Raw genomic sequence first — 21,807 nt, 5'->3', positions numbered from 1 at the left:
TTTTGATCATTCGATGTTGGACGGTGATGTAAATCTAAAAGCGTTATATAGATGATAAATAATTACATTTAACTGAATGAAATTATTCGATGTAGATAGATGAAAACCATGGTGGTTATGTTATTTGTGGTATGAAGAGTCAATATTTTGTTCAGCTAGATTAATGTATAAGTTTAGTCACAAGGACCCTAGATATGTTAGATCCAGCAATAGAGGCCTTTTTTGAAGAACGTAAAGAAGGTTGGCTTAAAAAGACTTTAAAGGCATCAATGAGTGAGGATGAGGTTAGTCAAATAAAGCAGAAGTGTGAGGAGGTATTTGCGCTATCACAGTGGTTACCAAATGCTGCAAAACGTGCTGGACAGATATCACTTTCGACTCATCCTTGTACTTTCAGCCATCCAAGCGCCCGTAAAAACAAAAATGGCTCTGTGAGTGCAATCATTGCTAATGCAAAGGCCGCTAATGACGGTTTTTTACGTTCAGGTAATGTGGAAGTCGAACCCGATGCATTAGGCAATGCTGCTGCATTAGATGTTTATAAGTTCTTGACCTTACAAATGTATGATGGAAAAACACTGTTGGCACATATTGAAGCAGAAACTTCACTTGCTAAATCGTTGCTTACTTTCGAGGGGATGCCTTACGAACAATTAAGAGAAGGTTTTTTAGCAATGAGTGCAGCAGATGATTCAGTCGTGACAAGTTCAAAAATTAAACAGGTTTATTTTCCTGTTTGGACGGATGAAGATGATTACCATCTACTCTCACCTTTGACGCCTTCTGGATTATTATTTGAAATGCGTCGTCGTATTGATGATATTCGTTTTTCAGAGCAAACCAAGGAGCTGCGGGAATTAAAACGTAAAAGGGAATATAGTGAGATTGGCTTCAAAGAAATCTATGGGATCACCACGATCGGCTTTGGCGGTACTAAGCCACAAAATATTTCCGTTTTAAATAACCAAAATGCAGGGAAAGCGCATCTATTGCCTTCTTTGCCTCCGGTATTAAATATTCGCGAAACGCGTTTACCTAAAACTAATTTCTTTACTGATGTGATAAACCCATGGCATAGCAAGGAAACATTTCAAGCATTTCACGGATTAATCACACTTCCTAAAGAAAAAAGAAATAGCGACTTTGCTGAATATCGGGATAACCGCATTCAAGAATATGTGGATTATATCATCGTCATGATGTGGAAAATTCGCCGTATATTAGAACAAGAAAAAGTCGTTCTTCCTGTGAATATTGCGAAGTACCAACAAATCTGGCTATTTCCTGATACTGAAGAGCAACGAAATAATATGGAGGATTGGCTTGAAATATTAATTCCAGAAATCGCTCGTCAATTTATAGCAGGCTATAAGGCTGTTAATGGTAAGAAAGCATTATTCTTAGGTAATGATGAGTTTAATTTCATTAAGGATCTTGTTGCGAAAAATAAGGAGCTGCTGAGATGAGCAAGCCAATGAATTTACTGAAGCTCCCACATTTGAAAGTGCACAATGCCAACGCATTATCAAGCCCATTTACAATCGGATTTCCTGCAATGACTGCGTGGCTAGGGTTTATGCATGCATTGGAACTTAAATTAAGAAAAATTGGTTTTTCGGCGTTAGAGTTTGAATCAATCGCTGTTATTAGTCACGAGTGTAATTTACAGACATATCGTGGTCGTGATGACTTTGTGAATTCAATTATAGGAACGGGTAATCCTCTGGATAAAGAGGGTAATCGCTCTGCATTTATTGAAGAAGCGCGCTGCCATTTAGATGTTTCATTGGTGATTCACTTTTCTGATACTGATAACGAGCAAGGTGACGTGTTATCAGATACCGCCAATATACATCGTGTTGCTGAAATTCTTTCTACTATGAAGTTAGCGGGTGGAGATATTTTATCGGCTAAAAAACCTGAAATATATTATTTACCTGCCAATGATAGGAACGGTAGTTATAAGCGTAACTTACTCAATAGCTTAATGCCTGGTTATGCTTTGGTTGAACGTAGGGATTTAATGGTGGCTTCAATGGAGGAGGGGCAAGATGCAATGGATGCACTATTGGATTATGTGACAGTTAATAACCAATGTATTGAAATAGAAAGTAAAAACGAATCAAAAGATAAGTCGTTTGAATGGAAAACACAACGTAAAACGAATGGTTGGATTGTTCCCATCGCGACGGGTTATCAAGGTATTTCCTCTTTAGGCATCGCTAAAAATCAGCGTGACCCCAATGTTCCCCATCGGTTTGCAGAAAGCGTTGTAACGCTAGGACAATTTGTCATGGTAAACAAAATTGGCCATCTAAATGAAATGTTGTGGGAATATCACACTGATTTAGAAAATAATCTCTATTTATGTCAACAAGTTGAATCTCAATATTTTACGCGCGGAGAGTAAAAATGGCAAAGAATAATGATGTAGCATCCGTATTGGCATTTGAAAAAAAATTGGTTCCATCGGACGGGTATTTTTATGGTACGAATTGGGAAAATAGAACGGAGTGTATACCGCTTGCTTTGCAAGAAAAATCGGTCCGAGGAACAATCTCAAATCGTCTCAAAGGCCCTGTCAAAAACGATCCGCTAAAATTAAATGCTGAAGTTGAAAAGGCGAACTTACAAACAGTCGATGCTTGTGCATTAGGTACACAGCAAGATACCTTAAAACATCAATTCACCTTGAAAATCTTAGGTGGGGTAGAAACGCCATCCGCTTGTAATAACGCACTGTTTAAAGAAAGCTACACAAAAGCGGCAAAAGAATATATTGAAAAAGAAGGCTTCCGTGAACTTGGCCGCCGTTATGCCCATAATATTGCGAATGCACGTTTTTTATGGCGCAACCGAGTCGGCGCTGAAAAAATAGAGGTTGAGGTAAAAATCTTGAGTGAAGGTCTCGAGCAACAATGGACTTTTGATGCAACGCAATACAGCATTCGTAGCTTTGACCAGCAAGATGAAAAGGTGAATGAACTCGGTGCTAAAATTGCTGCTGCCTTAGCAAACAGTGAGGGAGCATTACTTCTTGAAATAACAACTTATACTCTGTTAGGCCAATCTCAAGAAGTTTATCCCAGTGAAGAGTTGGTATTAGATAAAGGTAAAGGGAGTAAAAGTAAAATTCTTTATCATGTGAATGGGCATGCCGCAATGCACTCACAAAAGATAGGTAATGCATTACGTTCCATTGATACTTGGTATCCCGATTATCATGATGACGTGAATAGTGGTGGTGCTATCGCTATTGAACCTTATGGAGCGGTGACTAATCTTGGTCGAGCTTATCGAACACCAGGAGCAAAACAAGATTTTTATACTCATTTTGATAAATGGGCTCGTGGTGAAAAGTTGGCACGCATTGAAGAAGAACACTATGTTATGGCGGTATTAGTGCGTGGTGGTGTCTTTGGCGAAAGTGACAAATAAGGTGAACTATGAACTATTATCAGGAGATTACACTACTACCTGATTCGACGATACCGTTGGACTTTCTATGGCAAAGGGTTTACCAACAAATACATATCGCATTGGTAGAAAATAAGTCTGAAACGGGTCATAGTGAGGTTGCTGTTGCTTTTCCTGAATATGGGAGTGTCGGGTTCCGTTTAGGTAAAAAGATACGATTGATTGCAAATACAGAAGCTATGCTTGCCCAGCTCAATGTCAATCATTGGCTAGCACGGTTATCTGATTATGTGCATGTTAAGTCGATTCTGACAGTACCAGAAAATGCCATACCAGTCAGTTATGTACGACAACATGTGAAAGGTAAAAAACGGACTGAACTGGATATACAAAAGAAAGCGCAATTTCTCTCAATAAAATCGGGGCAGCCTGCGGAAGTTTGCTTACATGTGTTGAGGAAAAATCAGGTTAATGAATTTAGTCGATTGCCTTTTATCTGGATGGAGAGTCAACAGAGTAAATCTAAATATGAAGGAGCTATTCATCGCCCGTTTCCGTTATTTATTCGCTGTATTTCTGCGGGAAAAGCACAATTAGGTGGGTTTAACTGTTATGGATTAAGTCAGCAAGTCGGAAGAGATGTTGAGTTAGCGACAGTTCCTCATTTTTAACCTTATTATTTTGCTCTTTAAAAATAAAATTATAAAACAATGAGTTACAATTAACGGTAAAAAAGAAGGTATTTTCTCTAAAATATCACTAACTGTTTGTTGTAACTTATTTTTTATTTGATAAGCTCGCGTTCACTGCCGTATAGACAGCTTAGAAACGATAGCGATATTGAAGTTTTTGTTTTCCACCGTTCACTGCCGTATAGACAGCTTAGAAAGCGCAATTCCGCTAAAAAGATATGGTCAGGCTGTTCACTGCCGTATAGACAGCTTAGAAACTAATAATCTTAATGAATCAATATAGAGATTTGTTCACTGCCGTATAGACAGCTTAGAAAGCTAAAATGAAGAAAGGGGATGCCGCGGTATTGTTCACTGCCGTATAGACAGCTTAGAAACCTCAGTTACTGTCAGCAATATCCGAACTTACGTTCACTGCCGTATAGGCAGCTTAGAAATCAAGCTCAATGATTCGGTGATTAGCCTCTTCGTTCACTGCCGTATAGGCAGCTTAGAAAAATATCTGACATTATCGTGCTGGCTAGAGAGCGTTCACTGCCGTATAGGCAGCTTAGAAAAAGGAATAAGGCTGACCCAACACATTCGGGACGTTCACTGCCGTATAGGCAGCTTAGAAAACCATGATAACCACCCCAGCTCGCATCTGGATGTTCACTGCCGTATAGGCAGCTTAGAAAGACTGAGCGCAGTTCTTCTAGCGTTTCCGCGTGTTCACTGCCGTATAGGCAGCTTAGAAATGGCTATTCTTTCATCTTCCTCGGCTTTAGTGTTCACTGCCGTATAGGCAGCTTAGAAAATATGATGAATGGGCCATCAAGATGGACAAACGTTCACTGCCGTATAGGCAGCTTAGAAATGGCTTTTTATGAGCCAATGGTAATCAAAACGATCCACTGCCGTATAGGTAGCTTGTTGGTGTTTTAAATAAGTGAAATATACCATCATCATAAAAATGGGAACTTATAGTCGCTAGTGTTGTTTGTGAGATATCATCCCATTAATAGTTAAAGCTGAAGATAATATATAAAAAGAATCTATCAATAGAGCGGTAAATAATACTGCACATCAAATACGTAACCTAATAAATAGAATGATATTATTTAGTAATAGTCAAATTTACGTTTTAGTTGTTATGATTTAGATAATGTTTAGCGTATTTGTAAATATTCGCTAAATAACATTGCTATTGATATAAATAGTAAAAAATAGCCCCAAGATATATTGGGGCGAAGCTTAAAATCAGCATTACAGGGAAAATCCAGTAATCAATGCATTCTCTCGTAGGGGGAGAATGTGATAAGTATAGTACAGTAGTTTTAATTAATTGCATAACAAGAATATGTTACCAAATACTGAATGGAATGTACTGTTTTGAACTATTTTAGTGAATGAAAGACAATGTTATTGATAAGGTAATATAAATAAAAAAGATAATTTAATTTACACTTTTAAAGTGTTTTGTATATTAATAGCAATATATGATCAGAGGAGACGAAATCCTTGATGAAATAAACGGTTATCACGATTTACTCTTTCGTTTATATTGTTAGTATATAGTGGTGGGGGCAGTTTCTGTAGCAGAGCATGATATCAAAGAAACTGTAGAGATTATCTCGTCATAGGTGTTGGTTTCCATGAAGGCGTTCGTTGTATTCTTAGGAGGATTGTTATTTTCATCCTTAGCATTTTCATCTGTCAATTCTGTTATGCTTCTTGGGGATGATTACCGCTACAATTTAGTTAACGCGTTCCCGAACAAAAAATTTGTGGCACCTAAAGTTAGTAATTCGCTAATTCAAGATGTTAAACAGGCATTTAGCCAAGAAAGTATCATCCTAGTTGTTAATATGGCTGATGGACCTACTCAAAAACTTAGAGAATCAATTTTAGTTGCAAGGCAATCAGGTCATAACTCTGTCCAAATCTACTTTCACGGTAAACATCTACCAAAAGAAATGCTGGATGACGAAGATTTTCAGCAACTTATGTCATTAGCTATTGAGGAAGTGAACGAATTATTAAACTTATATGATATGCGAATAACCGCAGTTTATCATGATTGGTTAGATGATTCGTTTGAAAAATTTCTATCCCAGAAAAATACTGTGGAGAGAGTTCTACCAGAAAAAGCGATATTAATGAATCAAATCTATAGCCACGCCTATATCTTCAGTAAAGAAGAAGCGGCAAGTAACGACGCTATTATGGATGGAACAGTTATCGAATTTGCTTGTCAGGATGTCATAAGCAGTGGCACCGTACGAGTGCAAGAGCCTATTCAGCGAGGTGAGACTTATTCAAACATTATACTACAATTAGAAAATCCAACACTTATTCCAATTTATGCACGTTGCTTAGGGACATTAAATAATAAATTAAGTATGGCTTTCATTACGATTTCTAAAAATGATATTTAAAGCGCGTTAGTCTTTGTTAAAGATATTATAACAAGATTAGTCTGGTTTTATGTGACTAAATTAGGGTGTGTCAATTGTAGGGTAATAGGCTAACGTAATCAGCACAAAATGATATTGTTAGTCTTATTGATATATTCACTTTATAAATCTGTCTTAGTTAGCTGCCGATTTTAGAGTAAATGACTGCATTAATGTGCTATGTCAGGGTTATGGATGATAATATTCTTTAATTAGGGCTTTATTCTAGGAATATTACCTATAGAGGCAAGGTCTGTTGAGGTGTATTTTGGATGCTACAGCGTCAATGAGGGTATCATCATGAATAAAATGACTAAATTGTCAGGCCTATTGATTTTAGCGACAAGCTTATCATTAGCGCCGTACGTCTCTTACGCGGAGCCAAATGGTGGCCAAGGTCATGGACAAAATAAAGAGCACCCTAAAAATAAAGGAAATAAGAGTAATCAGGGGAACGGTAAAAATAAAAGGCATGACGCTTCTTCAGATAAAAATAATACCTTATCAGTGGCGTTGACATACAATGAAGCGAGAGCATTGGCTTTAGATAGTGGTATTACAGGTTATAACGCCTTACCGCCGGGTATCGCCAAAAATTTCGCAAGAGGTAAACCATTGCCTCCGGGAATTGCTAAGAAAGCCGTTCCTCAATCCATGCTACTTCAATTGCCACATTATCCAGGATATGAATGGAATATTGTAGGTAATGACTTAGTATTAATAGCGTTGAGTACAGCAATCGTGACTACAATTATTAATGATGTTTTTGATTAATTAACTTTAAATAGTGGGTTAGCGATTCAATAATTATTTTATAGCCCCCGTTTAATTTAGATAAATTAAATGGGGGCTTTATTGTTTGCAATATGCCTTAGGCATACATCTTGGTGACTCAGCGATTAAACACGCAGGAATCTAATTAAAGCGAGAGATAAATAGCCACTATTGGTTTTTTAGATAAACACTCTTAAATGGATACTACGATTAATACTCGCTTATTGGATTCTTAGTGATAAAGATAATGTATATTACTTTTTATCTTTATTTTTTTCTAACCACTTTTGCATTTGCTCTATTTCTGGGCCTTGGGCATTAATGATTTGTTCTGCGAGTTTTTTCATTTCAGGATCTGTACCATATTTTAGTTCAATTTTAGCCATCTCTATTGCCCCTAAATGGTGAGCGATCATGCCTTGAGCAAAGGCGACATCTGCATTTTGTTCATTCATGCTTTTGGCCATATCTGAATGCATTTTATCCATAGATTGGTTTAACTCCTTCTGCATTTCATTTGTTGTTGAAGAAGACATATGCATTGAATGACCTGAGTTAGCGAAAGCACTCAATGAAACGCTAGCGGCAATAAGTGTGGCGATAGGAAGTATTTTTTTCATGGTAATGTCCTTATGAAATGATAGATTAAACGGAAGTAACCATAAAGCTTCCCCTAAGGTTAAGGTCAATTGGCCCTATAACAAATTTAACTTATTTTACATATGAATTGATTGTGAATTTTTAATTCGATATAGGGTGGTGAAGATAGCGGATTGTTTAATGTGGGTTTTGCTGAGAAGAGCGATACAATGGCATTGATAATGCAGAGCCTATTGCGGTACAAAAAAGCCAATCAGCGGGTGCTCCCCCTGTTGGCTTTAATCGTCTGGCGCTATTTGAGGTTGAATTTAGATCTCTGATACTAATAGTAAAGGGCTAGAGTCATCAATCTGTCACTGTAGATATTTTTTCACTGATATAATTAATCGTTGAAACACCTTTTTCACACGCTGTTTCTTTGAGTGCAGAAGGGGCTTTTTCTGCTGATTTTTTTAAATTATTTAATTGTTTAATATAGGTCTCAGCACCAGCAATTGTTGGGTTTGCTGTTAAATATTCAGTTATTGAGTCTATATTTTGGTAGAAATAGGCACACTGACTTTGGCCAGGTTGAATTGTATCGATGCGCTTTAGCCCCTCAGGAATTAATTTGGCTGTATTATCTTTAATTAATTCAGCATATTGACCATTTTTTATTTGTGCAACCGTTGTATCAATTTTGCCTTTTAAGTTAAAAAATAGTGTTGCCATCACGATAATAGCGATAAGTAAAACGAGATTGATGAAGAGGCTAATGGGTAGTAAATATTTTTTCATTATATTCCCTTAAAAATTATTACTGTAGCAGAGGTGTTTGTTTTCCTATTACTCATAATATAACATCTACCTTTAATGACAGTGAAATAAAATAGGTAAATATTTGTAACCTTATATCTTAATTATGCGAGTAAACCGAAGGCTTTTTATGGTCGAGAAACGGCTAGAAAAGAGATAACTTTTTACGATAAAAGAAGATACTCAACTAGGTAATATCTGTCGCTCAACTTTATTGAGAACCGCTACGGGGTTGCATGAAGTGTAAAAATTTCATGTTAATTTTTCAGCATGTAGGGCGACATTGACCGTATTTTCTGTACCTTCAAAGCGCTGTGGTTGATGCGTTATGTTATCCATCAAGCGATGTGACATGTTTTAGCGGTTATATTCCTTTTAGATCTTTATTTAGAATATTGTAATCTGACAAACAAAAATAACTTTAAAATAAAGGTTATTTATTTGGTGTTACTTTGGGGCAGTATAAATGATGATTATTTTAAACGATTTTTCATCTTTCAGTATTGAAATCGTTCAAAGTGAATCTAAACAACCCATTTTTACTCTTATAATATCTTGATTAATTTAAGTTTTAACATATACCAGCTATTTTAAACGAACCACATTAGGCTGTGTGACATACAGAAAAGCTAAAAATCCATCAATTAAGTAAAATAGAGTGAGGCTATAAGACTCACTCTATGGTGTGATCATCAGAAATCGTTGTAGATGAATAACGTTAATAATAAATGATTAAAATAATTTTTTCTGAGGAGGCCCAGAGAAATTCATTTTACCAATATTTTCCATTAAAACCTCGATAACAACAGGTTGTTTTAAGTCGACGGCAAGCTGTAAAGTTGACTTAAAATCGTCTGCTTTATCAATAGTTAATGCTTTAATTCCCATTGATTCGGCTAATCGAGTGAATGAAGGTGTCAGTAGGTCATTATAATATTGGCGGTCAGCAAAATATTTTTCTTGGATCCCGCGCATAACACCGTATCCATGATCGTTCATGATAATTAAGACAATGGGTAATTGTTCTTGGGCCATGGTGGCGAGTTCACCGACACCTAACATCAAACCACCATCACCGACTAAACCAATAACTGGAATTTGTGGGTTGGCTTTGGCACTGCCAATCGCCATGGCTAAACCAAGGCCTATAGCTCCAGCTAACGAATGTATATTATGCCGTGGTTGAGTGGCCTTTAATAATCGGCTCCCCCATAAACTACCCGAAACTGTAATATCTCGAACAAAGATACCTTGAGTCGGTAAGGCGTGTTCGACGGCATCACTGAGTTGGCTGTAGGGGCCACACTGTTCTCTAAGTTGTTGTTCTGCTAAATGAGTCGCCTCTTGCACTTGTTGTCGCCATTGCGGTGAAATCACACTATTCGCTTTTTCAAGTCTTTCAGCCAATGCACTTAGAATGCTGTGGCAATCCGCGGTAACGACAAGGTCTGCACTATAGTTGCGATTGGTCGCTTGAGGATCAATATCAATTTGAATTAAAGGTTGCGGTAATGGCAATGACCAGGTTTTGGTTTCATTGCTGCGTAATCGTGAACCTGCAACGAGTGTGATATCACAAGTGCGCATTAATTTATCAATTGAATCCGCATTATGGAAAGCCCGTAAACTGAATGGATGGTCATCAGATAAAATGCCTCGACCATGGGTACTACTTATCACGGCGACGCCTAAATCGGCTAGTTTTTTAACCGCTGCTGAAGCATGGAGAGCACCGCCTCCAATCCATAATAAAGGGCGTTGTGCATGTTGTAATCTTTGCCAAATCGCATCAACTTGATCTGTGGTTGCGGCGGGTAGCGGTTGAGTGGTCAGGGGAGTACTGAGTATTGATAAGGGAACGGGGGTATTTTGAATATCAATAGGAATTTCGATAGAAACAGGTCCGCAAGGGATGGTTTGAGCCACTTGAATCGCTTTATGCAAAATTGCGACTGCTTGGGCAGCGCTGTGAACACGAAAAGCCTGTTTAGAACTGGCTCTTAAAAAACCGAGTTGATCACGTGTTTCATGAATAAAGCCAGCATCCATGTCGAGATAGGCTTTTTCAACTTGCCCAGTTATGTGAATGAGTGGTGAGCACGCGTTCATTGCTTCAATCATCGAGCCTACAGCATTCCCCGCACCCGCACCTGTGCTGGTTAAGGCAACGCCTAATCCTGTAAAGCGGCTATGTGCATCAGCCATGGTAACGGCTCCCGCTTCCCCACGACTAGGTGTGAAATCAATAAGGCCTCGTCGACCAATGGCATCGGCAATGGGGAGATTGTGGATTGAGATAACGCCATAAACAGTGCTAACTTGATATTGTTCTAATGTTCTGGCGATCGCCTCGCCAACCGTGATTGTCTCATGCATAGTGTTCTCCTTAAGAATTTGATAACCAATTAACAGCGACGTGTGTAGGGCTGCATATCAATGGTCATTTATTCACACCAACGGTTTGGTTGTGGGTTTAGTGCCAGAAAAATACTTTTTTGTTGCATATAAGCTTTTAGGCTTTCTAAGCCTTTTTCTCTACCGAGTCCGCTCTCTTTGAACCCACCAAAAGGTGTTGAAATGGAGAAAACTTTGTAGGTGTTGATCCAAACTGTGCCAACATCTAATGCATCCGCGAGTTTAAATGCACGTGTATAGTCTTTAGTCCAAATACCTGCTGCGAGGCCATAAAGCGAGTCGTTGGCTTCTTCTATCAACTCCGCTTCATTATCAAAAGGGATCACGACTAATACAGGACCAAATATTTCTTCTTGGCATACAGAAGCTTGATTATTTAGTCCTTCAATAATGGTCGGTAAGAAATAATTACCTTTTTGTAAGTGAGGATCTTGAGGTATTGTTCCGCCCAAGCGGATACTGCCGCCTTCTGTTATTGCTTGAGCGACATAGCGCATTACACTTTCTCGATGCGCTGGTGATATTAATGGGCCAACATGCACACGCTCTTGACGGGGGTCGCCAATAATTAATTGTTGTGTGAGTGCAGTTAACTTTTCTAAAAACGGTTGATAAATTGCACGTGAAACAAAGAGTCGAGAGCCTGCGATACATGCTTGACCCATCGAGCTAAAGATGCCGTAGCAAACACCATGTGCAGCAAGATCGAGATCCGCATCTTCTAAGACGATGGTAGGTGATTTGCCTCCAAGCTCTAATGAGGTGGTGATCAATTTGTCAGCAGCGATATGAGCGAGTTGTCTGCCGGTATTGGTACCACCAGTAAAGGATATCTTTCTGACTAATGGATGACGAACAAGGGCATCACCCACAACAGAGCCTTTACCGGGCAACACGCTGAGTAGCCCTGAGGGCAATCCGGCTTCTTCAAATAATTCGGCTAGTTTTAACGAAATTAATGGGGTTGCTTCCGCTGGTTTTAATATCACCGCATTTCCCGCCGCTATTGCTGGAGCAATTTTTTGCATATCACTGGCAATAGGGGAGTTCCATGGCGTTATCGCGGCGATAACGCCAAGAGGTTGGTAGGTACTTAATGTCATCATATCAGGTTGGCGGCGAGGGGGTAATTCGCCACCACTGACCTCACAAACGGCGGCAAAATAGCGCGCTGTTGCCGCTGCACTCATTACTAAGCCACGGGCTTCTGCCCATGGTTTACCGTTATCGAGAGTTTGTAAACGTACTAATTCCTCAGCGCGTTCTTCAATGAGTGCACTGACTTTCAGCAGAATTGCGGCTCGCTGGTGGGCGGGCATATAGCGCCAATCGGGGTCACGCCATGCGTTATCCGCGGCGAGAACAGCCTCTTCAACATCGTCTAAACTGGCGCTGTTAAGTGTTGCAACAATATGTTGATCACCAGGGAAACGTGAATGCATTTCGTGACCACGGCCTAGTTGCCATTTTCCCCCGACAAAGATATCGATTTTTTTCATGGTCCTACTCCAGTCAGATAATGGCTTTTTGTTCTGCAATGCGACGACAAATTTCGACGGCGCTTAATGCTGATAACAAAGATGTTTTGGCATTTAAAGGCAGCGGATTACCGTTTAGTTCGATACAAAAATGGCCGAAATCTCCCGAGACATCGATGCGATGACTATTTTGGGTGGTGATTGGATCAACCATTAACTCAACTTTAGTCTCATCCATGCCAATACCATAAAGAGCGACAGTTGCTGCGACATTGGCATTGGCAGGAAATTTCAACGCCGCTTCTCGTGCAGTTCCACTAAAAAACACCGTCGGTTCGGAAACCGCATCAAGGTCGATATAATTTTCAGCGGGGCCATTACGCCAACTGGCAGGGCTCTTTCTTGATTGGTAGGTCACTTGATTGATCGTGGCTTCTTTTGCGCAGCGTAGGCCATCCAATCCAGCAACCGCACCTGATAAGGGTATCAATGTGCCTTGATGCTGGTGAGCTTGATGACGGAGAGTGTCAGCGAATTGCGCATCAGCAAGAGCACCGGTTGAAATAATCGCGAGTGTCCACCCCTTTTCTAATATTTTGGCAGCATATTGTTTTACAGCTTGTTGACTTGCACACTCTAGAACCAAATCAGGTTGTTGTATGGCCTGAGTCGGCGAGCTGAGTGGCGTCACACGGTTTTGAAAGCGTTGTTGGATATCAGGATGATGATGTTCTCTTGCCACTATCCAACGCAATTCAATGCCTTTGGGTAAGCGACTAATTACTTCATTGGCCATTGCACCATATCCGATCAGCATTAATGTTTTCATCATAATTCCTTTAAATGTGATGGCAGAAACCACCTGAAACATCCAATGCCGCACCTGAGGTAAAAGAAGCCATTGGTGAAGCTAAAAAGACGAGAGCTCTAGCTGGCTCTTCAGGTTTACCAAGGCGTTGCATTGGAATACCGCGTTTTTGGGCAATCTCGCCAATCCAACTTTCCCAATTAAGGCTTTTATCACTGCGCTGTTCAAAACGGCGCCGCCACTGCTCTGATTCAACCATGCCGAGCAAAATAGAATTCACACGGATACCTTTTGGTAAGAGGGTTTTTGATAGGTTTAGAGTGAGGTTGAGTAATGCCGCACGTGCAGCAGAGGTTGCTACCATGTGAGGTTCTGGTTGTAAGGCTAACAGTGAATTGACACAAGTAATGGAGGCAATCTCAGATTGCTCCAATAATGTCATAAATGCATTAACGGGGTTAATGACACCAAATAATTTTAGTTGGGCCTCGTGTAACCATGCCTCTTCGGGCGTGTCGGCATAGTGAGCGACATACCCTTGTCCCGCATTATTGATCAGTAAATCAGCTTGGCCAAAGTGCGACTGTACTTGTTGTGCAAAGGCTTCTGTTTGTGTTTTATCCATAACATCACAGCAGACAGCAAGAAGCTCCGCTTGTGGATAATCAGCTTGTAACATCGTGAGTGTTTGCATCAATTTGTCTTGATTACGCCCACAGAAAGCCACTTTACATCCCTCTTCGAGCAATAATTGAACGGTTGCTAATCCAATCCCTGAACTGCCACCGGTGACGACGGCAACACGATTTTTTAGCTGTAAATTCATAGCGCTTTCCTTAATTAAACGTCTACAACGGCAGAGTCGCCAAAAATTGTTTCAGGTAATGATTAAATGGCTGAGATGCATCGAGATAGCTTGCATGTCCAGCCTGTTCGATATAGACGAGTGAACAACCTTGTTGTTGAGCGATCGCTTGGACTTTTTGAGGCGGCGTAATGGTATCATCAAGGCCTACCAGCATCTGGAGCGGACCAGAATAATGGCTGAGATAACGATTAATATCATCGTATGCCAGCATCCAAGCCGCCGCTAAGAATCCTTTAGGATTGAGTTTACGCATCGTCTGCCTAACCCAATCTATTTGTTGCTCACTGGCTGTTGGGCTTAACAAGGCGGCTGCACGTTGTTGCGCATAATTTTCAATCCCGGAATTGAAGACGATAGTCTGTCTTTGTTCATAAACTTGTTTTTGTTCCGTTTTGTCTTTAGTTCCATAACCTTGCGCTGGGTTAGCTAATAGTAATCCTTTAATACGCTGTGGGTATTTTGCCGCAAATGCACTGGCTATAATGGCACCAAGGGAATGACCAACGAGCACCACTTGCGAAATAGCTAAACCGTCAATCAAAGCCACTAATGCCTCTGCATAATCGTTAGCTGTTGGTGTGTCGGTCGTCAGAGCTAGACTATTGAGGTAACCCGGCGCCTCCCATGCGAGTAGTCGGTATTGTTGAGTCAGTGATGAATCCGCCAGTTGATAAATCCACGATGCAGATCCAGAGCTGATACCGTGAAGTAAAATGATAGTTTCTCCTTCACCTGCTTCACGCCAGTTAACATGATATTGACCAAAATCAGCGGACTGAATAGTTGGCAATTGTTCAATAGGCAGTTTCATCACTCAATTCTCCTGTTAACCACGTTTCACTTTTGATAATGGATGATCGTCTGGATAGGTTGGAATCGCAGGTTTTGGTGTACCAATCATGACGCACATTAATGCTTCTTCTTCACCATGGTTGAATAGGCCGCGATAAATACCTGCTGGAACTGAAATCAGGTCGCGCTCTTTAAGTATCGTTTCATATTCTTCATCACCATCCTTAATGAATAGGGTAATTGTTCCTTTTAGCATGAAGAAAACCTCTTCAACATCAGGGTGTAAGTGAAGAGGGCCCTCACATTTTGAGGGAAGAACCATTGTTGAAAAGGTAAAATTTTCAGCGGGAACGGTATTTACATCGTTAGCAACACCTGTCGCGCCTGTACCGATGTAGCGCATCTGTGCACGGCGATATTTGGGATCAAAATCAGCCTGAAATTTCAACGCGTTCCAATCATATTTACGACCTTCGAAGCGGGCGATGCGTGATTCAACCCAATCTGCCATCGAGGTGTCTTGTGGTTTTATTTGGGCTTGTTGTGACATAGTGATATCTCCGGATATTGAGTAGTAAAATCAGTATTTTTTGATGATAGGTAGCAACAAGACGCTACCGATTAAACCGATAATGACGATAAATAGTAGGCCGCTATCCATATCGTGGGTCAGTGTGATTAATACCCCCATCAATAACGGTGCTGCCGCGCCAGCAAGATTGCCGAGTCCATTAAATATGCCACCAGCGAGTGCGCTGACTTGTTTCTGTGTGGCTTTGGCGAGTAGTGCAAAAATATTGGGTGCTCCCGCCCCCCACATGAACATGCTAAAAGCCATCATTAAAATGATGCTGTAGGTCGTACTTAGGAATAACACGCCTGCCAATCCAGCGACGGCGCCTAGCAATGAGATAAAGCAAACCAGAGCGCGACGGTCATAACGATCTGAAAGCCATGCGCCTATCGCCTCACCAAACAACATGGCGATAAAGGGGAGAGAAGAAAGGATCCCTGCATGCTCTAAATTGATGGATTTACCCTTGATTAAATAACTGGGTAACCAGCCATTCATTCCCCATAGATAAACGAGGAACGCAATATTAAATAAGCAGATAATCCAAAAATGGCTATTGCGTAAGAGGATGTTGCGTTGTGTTTTGGTTTCAGCGAGTTCGGTAATGGATACTTTTCCATCAACTTTTTTAGCGTGTTGATTGACTAAATTAGGGTGGCGAATACCAATAACGACAAGCCACCACACAGGCACCGTGAAAGCCGCCATAACAAAAAAGGTGCTTTGCCAGCCAAAACTGTGCAGTAAATAGATAGAAATAGGAAAACCGAGTGCGGCACCAATCGGTGTACCTAATAACCAAAGCATTGTCGCTCTTGCTTGCATTTTTTGTGGAAAGGTGCGACGAACAATGGCATAAGAAATCGCCAGTAAGGGGCCTTCAGCAATGCCCAGTAAGACACGTAAGACAACCATCGTTGTGTAGTGATGGGTAAAGCCCATAAAAATCATCAAAATACACCAACTGCTAATCATAAACAGTAGCATTTTTGTTGGATGAAATTTATCGCCAATACCACTGAGTAGCATGGATGAAATACCATAAGAAAACAGAAAAGCACTCATCAACAATCCAAGACGAGTTGGATCAAAATCAATCCCTAATGCTTTTTGGAATTGTTCATCAGAAAATAAAGCGGCGATGCTGATTTTGTCGAAAAAGGCTAGCAATACACAGGAAAATAGAGCGATTGGGATGAGCCAATTCACTTTTTCTGTGTGTTGGGTAGCTGTTTCACCGGTTTGTGTCACTGAGGGCACAGATATTGATTGATTAGCCATAGTATGTCTCCTGTCTGTACATTTACTTCAGTGACATGAGTGAAAATTGAGGATCAGCTAGCTCTAAAGGGGATAATTGACGGCTGTTTTGCATCCACCTTTTGCCTAATTTAATGGTGCGAGCATCGTTAAATGCGACCATTTGAACTAATTCATTGTCATTATTCAGTGAAAAATGCACTTCGGACGTTGGCGTTATTCGTTGAATATGTTGGGTTGCCTGTGAAGTAGGGACTCCTAAAATCTGGATATTATCTTGGTATTGGTCTGACCATAGCCACGCGAGCTCATTAAACCCTTCACTATGGTGGTTAAGCATAGCCTTTGCGGTGCTAATGGCTTGGTTCTGTGCATAAGCCCAAGATTGCAAACAAAGGGATAACGTGGGGTGACAAGCGACATCGCCAGCGGCATAAATATCAGGGTGTGAGGTTTGCCCCTGTCCGTTGACAACGATGCCATGGGTTAATTCAAGGCCTGCCTGAGCCGCTAATTCAAGATTTAATTCAACACCAATTCCCATGACGGCAAGGTCAAATGATTGGTTAGGTCGCTTTGCACAGCGAATACAGAGTTCGTCTGTATTTTCATCAAGTAAAATTTCACCGCAATCGGTAATAACATTCACGCCAGCTTGTTGGTGGCGTAGGGCTAATGCGTTTGATACGCTGCTGGGCACACTTCGCTGACATAAACGCTCTTGGCGTTCAAAAATAGTGACATCGATCCCCATTAGGCGTGCGGAGGCAGCGACTTCTAAACCTATCCATCCACCACCAATAATGGCAATTTTTTTGGCTGATAATAGCGCGCGGCGTAATTTTTGCCCGTCATCCCAAGAGCGAAGGGCAAATACTCGTGGGTGGGACTGCCAAGCAGAGGAAAGGTAGCGAGGCCGCCCGCCTGTAGCAATCAATAGCTTATCAAATGTTAAGCCGCGTCCATCACTGAGTTGAACCTGTTTTTTCTCGCTATCAATACCAGTGGCCCGAATAGGGCGATACCACGTTAAATTTAACGCCTTGGTTTCTTCTTCACTGAATAGACGTGATAATGTGGTGTTTTCTTGAACAAGGGCTGCTTTTGATAACGGTGGTCGTTCATAGAAATCATGTGGTTCATCACTAATGACGGATAAACGCCCTTGATAACCTTGGTCCCGTAATGTTTTGGCTGCCCAGCCTCCGGCTTGTCCACCACCGATAATCACGATACCGCCTTCAATTAATTGTTTCATCGCTTCACCCCTGACCTTTTTTCACTTGTCGACGAGTTTCATGGTCGATACCGCCTTCCACAGCCCATTCGGTAAAGGAAACGAGGGAATGTTCAAGTTCACGTGGTTGCCATTTTTCGGTTAAATAATCGTCATTGGTGTAGTACTCAAAAGCCCCGCCAGTTGGGCTATTGACATACCAGAAATAGGCTGACGAAATAGGGTGACGACCGGGACCGATAAAGGTGCTCCATTGTTGCCGGTTCATTGCGAGACCGCCGCCAATAACCTCGTGGATATCGCGAACGGTGAAGGCTACGTGATTCAAACCACGCCCACGATGAGGGAGTTTGAGTAAAAATAAATTGTGATGGCAGCCATTAACTTGCGTGCGTAAAAAAACGGCACGATCGATATAGCGATCAGAGACTTGAAAACCGAGCTTATCGCAATAAAATGCTTCTGTTGCTGCTAGGTCATCAACAAAAAAGACGACATGACCAATATTAATAGGGGTGGCTTTGTCGTAAACAGGGCTTGGTGCATCAATACGTCGAATATCTCCCCATTGGTTGATGGGCGAAATATCAACGGAGACTTGTTGTTGTTGCGTGATACAAAAAGCGACAGTCATTCCATTAGGATCAAGGCATTGTGCGCCATCAGGCGTCAATTGGAAATTGGGGCTGTTTTCGATTTGTTGAATAATGTGTTCAAGTTCTGTACGAGTATTCACGCCCCAAGTGATTCGGCGCAAGGTCGAACCGGATTCAAATGGGGTGGGTAAGCGGGGATCATCAATGGCTGATAATGTCACGCTAGCACCGGACAGTGTTGTAAAATAAGAAGGGGTATTGGGTGATGCTTGCAGACCGAAATCCTGTAAAAATTGCTGACAATCGGCAATGTTATCCACACCAAATTCTAATTTTTCAATACCAATGACTGACATAATTTGACCCTCTATGTATGCATTTGTTATTGCCCACCTTGATTTTGGGCAAGCAGAAACCCGAGGCTTATGGCAATAAACCTAATGTTTGATTTTTTTATGGGTAACGCTATATCGCTTTAGCGGATGTCATACCACCTATAAACTCAGTAAGTTTTTGCGCGGCGCTGCTCACTTCATTCTGTAGCCGTTGTCGTTCCTGTACAGGGATGGTATCCATAGGAACCATAATACTGATCACAGCTTCCACACCGTTATCACGATTGAAAACAGGATAAACAATCGAGGAGATGCCTCGGCGGTAAAATGATTCTCCAATCACGTAGCCACGTAATCTATCCGCTTGGATCATTGCCCAAAACGCTTGTTTACTGCCTGCATCATCCGGTAGTTCATCATCGGGGTAGAGAGCATCAAATTCCTCTCGGCTCAATCCACTGAGTAACATACGACCAAGCGATGTTCGATGAGCTAATAAACGTGTTCCCACGCTGACATGGTTAATTTTTGACTCTGCGCCACTGACCCGAGCAATGTAAATAATGTCACGCCCATCACGTATGACTAAATGGCTGTTACATTGGCTACGGTCACGCAATTGTTCAATAATGGGCTGACCTAATTGTGTAAGATCCAGTGACGCGATATAGCCCAACCCTAAGCTAAGTACTTTGCGACCAAGTGAAAAAGCCCCAGTGCGTGGGTGTTGCTCAATAAAATCTAAATGTACTAACGTCTGTATCGCGCGATAAGCAGTGGCCTTTGGCATATCAACTAGGCGTAAAATCTCAGCGAAGGTTAGCTCGCGGTGCTGTTGTGCGAGGAGTAACAAAAGCTGCAATCCTTTTTCCAGACCCGGGATCAAATACTTGCATGTTGAACTCAAATCCTTAACCTCCCCGCATTAAAGCGGCGCCTTTAGTTAAATACAAAACCACCATTCACAGGGATGAGTTGCCCAGTGACGAAATTGGCCAGCGGTGACAGCAAATATAAAACCGTACCAGTGACGTCTTCAGGTTTTTGTTCACCTTGAAGAGCTCGCCCATTTTCGTATAGCTGGTGGCGCTCCACAGGAACATATTCGGTGGCTTCAACTTTGGTTAACCCAGGGGCGATAGCATTGACACAAATTCGTTGTTCACCCAGCTCTCTTGCCATAGAACGTGTCATGCTGATAATGGCTCCTTTGCTCGCAACATAAGCCATGAGTTTAGGGGCACCCCATAATGCCGTATCGGAGGCGATATTCACGATCTTGGCATTGTTACTCTGGCGCAAAAAAGGCAGCGCGGCTTTGGTCACGAGCCAAGTACCTTTCACATTGACCGTCATAACACGATCCCATAACTCTAGGTCGTATTCTTCTAATGTCTTACCCCCTACGCCTGTTGCGAGGGCTGCGTTATTAATCAAGCCGTCTATCTTGCCTTGCTGACCAATAGTCTGGAATACATCCTCTATCGCTTTGGGATCGGCAATATCCAGAGTCAATCCATCGGCAGCCAAACCTTCTTGACGTAGCTGAGCAACGCTTTGTTGCAAGCGATCACTGAGGATATCGCAAAGCACCACTTGCGCTCCTTGTTGAGCAATCGCTTTGGCAAAATCAAACCCTAGCCCTCTCGCTGCGCCGGTGATCACAATACGTTTGCCTGCCAACAAATCATGCATTTGACGTTTCCTCTTTGTAGATTTGGTCAAATTGTTTTTTGGCTTCACGTTGCATAATTCGACGAAGACGCGATAACCCGACATCATGTTGGTAGAGGAATTCACGCTGACGTGCATTAGGCGCCATATTTTCAAGAATAACTCTGTCTTGTTCTAAAACATCCCAGTGCAAGCCCTCTAGGCGGTTGCGGTACATAAAACGCCAAAGATCTCGTTGCCAATCTTTAACTTTACGGATACGCCAGAAGAAGACTCGGGTATTGTCTCTATCTTCAGGCACGACCATACCGATAATCCAAAAATGGCCACCTGGCCCGAAACGCTTTTGGTAAGGGATAGAGAGTCGAAGCCAATTAGCGCCGGTGCTCGCGAACTCTACCCAGTCAAAATTGACACCCATTTGGTCATTTTTGCGAAAGATAAAACCATTTTGGGTCGGTTCTAAGATCATTTCAGACTGTTTGTCACCGTCAGCCATGGAATGTGAAGAGGAGTGTAAATAAGTGCCATGCATTGGATCCATGACGTTTTCCAGTGCATATTGATAATTACAATGCCAAGTTGCAGTACATAAAAAGTGGCTATGGTTTTCACTATCAGCAAGCTCTTCAGGGAATGCGAGCTGCGGTGGTGTTTCATCGGCGATGGCGAAATAAAGAAAAATCGCGCCATGACACTCTTGAACTGGATAGGTTTTTAGGCATTTTTGGCCTTCTAATGGGCATTGATTAACAGCCGGCACATCTTTAACAACGCCATCACCTCCCACCTCAACACCGTGATACCAGCAAGCGATACGTTCACCAAGGTTCCATCCCATCGATAAACGAGCGCCGCGATGTGGGCAACGGTCTTCCAATGCGTGAATTTGACCTTGTTGGTCTCGCCATAAAACAATTTGCTCTTCTAAGCGAGTAATTCCGATCGGATTACTGGTGACTTCCCAGCTGGATAAAACAGGGTACCACTGGCCTCTAAGGCCAATGTCTAAATAATCTTGATAGTTCTGAGGTTGTGTATTAGTTGTCATAATTTG

Annotated in this window: 20 protein-coding genes and 1 CRISPR repeat array; of the genes, 6 read left to right on the top strand and 14 right to left on the bottom strand. The window is 41.5% G+C overall.

Annotation, left to right across the window (positions count from 1 at the left end; all coding sequences use genetic code 11):
* Positions 1-194 precede the first annotated feature (194 nt).
* From csy1 to ACWPW6_RS11635, 6 genes are all read left to right on the top strand, one after another.
* Positions 195-1,466: a type I-F CRISPR-associated protein Csy1 gene (csy1, locus tag ACWPW6_RS11660; protein ID WP_196712995.1), complete on the top strand. Its 1,272-nt coding sequence runs from the start codon at positions 195-197 to the stop codon at positions 1,464-1,466.
* On the top strand, positions 1,463-2,410 hold the full coding sequence (csy2, locus tag ACWPW6_RS11655) for a type I-F CRISPR-associated protein Csy2 (protein ID WP_257759845.1): 948 nt from the start codon (positions 1,463-1,465) through the stop codon (positions 2,408-2,410). The genes csy1 and csy2 overlap by 4 nt, the downstream gene beginning before the upstream one ends.
* A 2-nt stretch (positions 2,411-2,412) precedes the next feature.
* Positions 2,413-3,438 (top strand): type I-F CRISPR-associated protein Csy3, encoded by a 1,026-nt coding sequence (gene csy3, locus ACWPW6_RS11650; RefSeq protein WP_154623418.1) that lies wholly within the window; start codon positions 2,413-2,415, stop codon positions 3,436-3,438.
* A gap of 8 nt (positions 3,439-3,446) precedes the next feature.
* A complete protein-coding gene (gene cas6f / locus ACWPW6_RS11645; protein WP_196712997.1) occupies positions 3,447-4,088 on the top strand; it encodes a type I-F CRISPR-associated endoribonuclease Cas6/Csy4 in 642 nt (213 codons plus the stop codon).
* A 130-nt stretch (positions 4,089-4,218) separates the two neighbouring features.
* Positions 4,219-4,965: a CRISPR direct-repeat array (repeat unit 28 nt; unit sequence GTTCACTGCCGTATAGGCAGCTTAGAAA).
* 778 nt (positions 4,966-5,743) lie between these two features.
* Positions 5,744-6,526: an elongation factor Tu gene (locus tag ACWPW6_RS11640; RefSeq protein ID WP_247048133.1), complete on the top strand. Its 783-nt coding sequence runs from the start codon at positions 5,744-5,746 to the stop codon at positions 6,524-6,526.
* 318 nt (positions 6,527-6,844) lie between these two features.
* The gene (locus ACWPW6_RS11635) at positions 6,845-7,318 is read left to right on the top strand and encodes an anti-virulence regulator CigR family protein (protein ID WP_249998901.1); all 474 of its coding nucleotides are present in this window, start codon (positions 6,845-6,847) and stop codon (positions 7,316-7,318) included.
* A gap of 254 nt (positions 7,319-7,572) precedes the next feature.
* Here ACWPW6_RS11635 and copM read toward each other — a convergent pair whose 3' ends face one another.
* The 14 genes from copM to ACWPW6_RS11565 all read right to left on the bottom strand — a co-directional run bounded on the left by copM (position 7,573) and on the right by ACWPW6_RS11565 (position 21,801).
* On the bottom strand, positions 7,573-7,938 hold the full coding sequence (copM, locus tag ACWPW6_RS11630; RefSeq protein WP_154621784.1) for a CopM family metallochaperone: 366 nt from the start codon (positions 7,936-7,938) through the stop codon (positions 7,573-7,575).
* Positions 7,939-8,263: 325 nt separating this feature from the next.
* Positions 8,264-8,695 (bottom strand): hypothetical protein, encoded by a 432-nt coding sequence (locus tag ACWPW6_RS11625; RefSeq protein WP_154621785.1) that lies wholly within the window; start codon positions 8,693-8,695, stop codon positions 8,264-8,266.
* A 750-nt stretch (positions 8,696-9,445) separates the two neighbouring features.
* Positions 9,446-11,089 carry a thiamine pyrophosphate-binding protein gene (locus tag ACWPW6_RS11620; RefSeq protein ID WP_154621916.1) on the bottom strand — a complete coding sequence of 548 codons (1,644 nt, stop codon included), beginning with the start codon at positions 11,087-11,089 and terminating at the stop codon, positions 9,446-9,448.
* 68 nt (positions 11,090-11,157) lie between these two features.
* Complete coding sequence (locus ACWPW6_RS11615) at positions 11,158-12,627, bottom strand: aldehyde dehydrogenase (RefSeq protein ID WP_249998899.1); 1,470 nt, start codon at positions 12,625-12,627, stop codon at positions 11,158-11,160.
* 13 nt (positions 12,628-12,640) lie between these two features.
* Positions 12,641-13,435 (bottom strand): aspartate dehydrogenase, encoded by a 795-nt coding sequence (locus ACWPW6_RS11610; protein ID WP_154621918.1) that lies wholly within the window; start codon positions 13,433-13,435, stop codon positions 12,641-12,643.
* Positions 13,436-13,445: 10 nt separating this feature from the next.
* The gene (locus tag ACWPW6_RS11605; protein ID WP_154621914.1) at positions 13,446-14,240 is read right to left on the bottom strand and encodes an SDR family oxidoreductase; all 795 of its coding nucleotides are present in this window, start codon (positions 14,238-14,240) and stop codon (positions 13,446-13,448) included.
* Between the two features lie 22 nt (positions 14,241-14,262).
* Positions 14,263-15,093, bottom strand: coding sequence for an alpha/beta fold hydrolase (locus ACWPW6_RS11600; protein ID WP_247047560.1), 831 nt, complete (start codon positions 15,091-15,093; stop codon positions 14,263-14,265).
* 15 nt (positions 15,094-15,108) lie between these two features.
* Positions 15,109-15,624: a cupin domain-containing protein gene (locus ACWPW6_RS11595; protein ID WP_154621913.1), complete on the bottom strand. Its 516-nt coding sequence runs from the start codon at positions 15,622-15,624 to the stop codon at positions 15,109-15,111.
* Positions 15,625-15,654: 30 nt separating this feature from the next.
* Positions 15,655-16,929, bottom strand: coding sequence for an MFS transporter (locus ACWPW6_RS11590; protein WP_249998897.1), 1,275 nt, complete (start codon positions 16,927-16,929; stop codon positions 15,655-15,657).
* A gap of 22 nt (positions 16,930-16,951) precedes the next feature.
* The gene (locus tag ACWPW6_RS11585; protein WP_249998895.1) at positions 16,952-18,166 is read right to left on the bottom strand and encodes an NAD(P)/FAD-dependent oxidoreductase; all 1,215 of its coding nucleotides are present in this window, start codon (positions 18,164-18,166) and stop codon (positions 16,952-16,954) included.
* 4 nt (positions 18,167-18,170) lie between these two features.
* Entirely contained in the window at positions 18,171-19,097 is a 927-nt protein-coding gene (locus tag ACWPW6_RS11580; RefSeq protein ID WP_251464366.1) for a VOC family protein, read from the bottom strand.
* Between the two features lie 109 nt (positions 19,098-19,206).
* Positions 19,207-19,983, bottom strand: a complete 777-nt coding sequence (locus ACWPW6_RS11575) for an IclR family transcriptional regulator (RefSeq protein WP_154621909.1) — start codon at positions 19,981-19,983, stop codon at positions 19,207-19,209.
* A gap of 32 nt (positions 19,984-20,015) precedes the next feature.
* Positions 20,016-20,771, bottom strand: coding sequence for an SDR family oxidoreductase (locus ACWPW6_RS11570; RefSeq protein ID WP_154621908.1), 756 nt, complete (start codon positions 20,769-20,771; stop codon positions 20,016-20,018).
* The gene (locus tag ACWPW6_RS11565) at positions 20,764-21,801 is read right to left on the bottom strand and encodes an aromatic ring-hydroxylating oxygenase subunit alpha (protein WP_154621907.1); all 1,038 of its coding nucleotides are present in this window, start codon (positions 21,799-21,801) and stop codon (positions 20,764-20,766) included. The genes ACWPW6_RS11570 and ACWPW6_RS11565 overlap by 8 nt, the downstream gene beginning before the upstream one ends.
* Between the last annotated feature and the right edge of the window lie 6 nt (positions 21,802-21,807).

This window comes from Providencia sp. Marseille-Q8014, assembly GCF_965112055.1.
This window is presented reverse-complemented; position numbering and strand designations above follow the sequence as displayed.

Coding starts and splice junctions, on each gene's coding strand:
- csy1 (WP_196712995.1), top strand. CDS start 195: ATGTTAGATCCAGCAATAGAGGCCTTTTTTGAAGAACGTAAAGAAGGT.
- csy2 (WP_257759845.1), top strand. CDS start 1,463: ATGAGCAAGCCAATGAATTTACTGAAGCTCCCACATTTGAAAGTGCAC.
- csy3 (WP_154623418.1), top strand. CDS start 2,413: ATGGCAAAGAATAATGATGTAGCATCCGTATTGGCATTTGAAAAAAAA.
- cas6f (WP_196712997.1), top strand. CDS start 3,447: ATGAACTATTATCAGGAGATTACACTACTACCTGATTCGACGATACCG.
- ACWPW6_RS11640 (WP_247048133.1), top strand. CDS start 5,744: ATGAAGGCGTTCGTTGTATTCTTAGGAGGATTGTTATTTTCATCCTTA.
- ACWPW6_RS11635 (WP_249998901.1), top strand. CDS start 6,845: ATGAATAAAATGACTAAATTGTCAGGCCTATTGATTTTAGCGACAAGC.
- copM (WP_154621784.1), bottom strand. CDS start 7,938: ATGAAAAAAATACTTCCTATCGCCACACTTATTGCCGCTAGCGTTTCA.
- ACWPW6_RS11625 (WP_154621785.1), bottom strand. CDS start 8,695: ATGAAAAAATATTTACTACCCATTAGCCTCTTCATCAATCTCGTTTTA.
- ACWPW6_RS11620 (WP_154621916.1), bottom strand. CDS start 11,089: ATGCATGAGACAATCACGGTTGGCGAGGCGATCGCCAGAACATTAGAA.
- ACWPW6_RS11615 (WP_249998899.1), bottom strand. CDS start 12,627: ATGAAAAAAATCGATATCTTTGTCGGGGGAAAATGGCAACTAGGCCGT.
- ACWPW6_RS11610 (WP_154621918.1), bottom strand. CDS start 13,435: ATGAAAACATTAATGCTGATCGGATATGGTGCAATGGCCAATGAAGTA.
- ACWPW6_RS11605 (WP_154621914.1), bottom strand. CDS start 14,240: ATGAATTTACAGCTAAAAAATCGTGTTGCCGTCGTCACCGGTGGCAGT.
- ACWPW6_RS11600 (WP_247047560.1), bottom strand. CDS start 15,093: ATGAAACTGCCTATTGAACAATTGCCAACTATTCAGTCCGCTGATTTT.
- ACWPW6_RS11595 (WP_154621913.1), bottom strand. CDS start 15,624: ATGTCACAACAAGCCCAAATAAAACCACAAGACACCTCGATGGCAGAT.
- ACWPW6_RS11590 (WP_249998897.1), bottom strand. CDS start 16,929: ATGGCTAATCAATCAATATCTGTGCCCTCAGTGACACAAACCGGTGAA.
- ACWPW6_RS11585 (WP_249998895.1), bottom strand. CDS start 18,166: ATGAAACAATTAATTGAAGGCGGTATCGTGATTATCGGTGGTGGACAA.
- ACWPW6_RS11580 (WP_251464366.1), bottom strand. CDS start 19,097: ATGTCAGTCATTGGTATTGAAAAATTAGAATTTGGTGTGGATAACATT.
- ACWPW6_RS11570 (WP_154621908.1), bottom strand. CDS start 20,771: ATGCATGATTTGTTGGCAGGCAAACGTATTGTGATCACCGGCGCAGCG.
- ACWPW6_RS11565 (WP_154621907.1), bottom strand. CDS start 21,801: ATGACAACTAATACACAACCTCAGAACTATCAAGATTATTTAGACATT.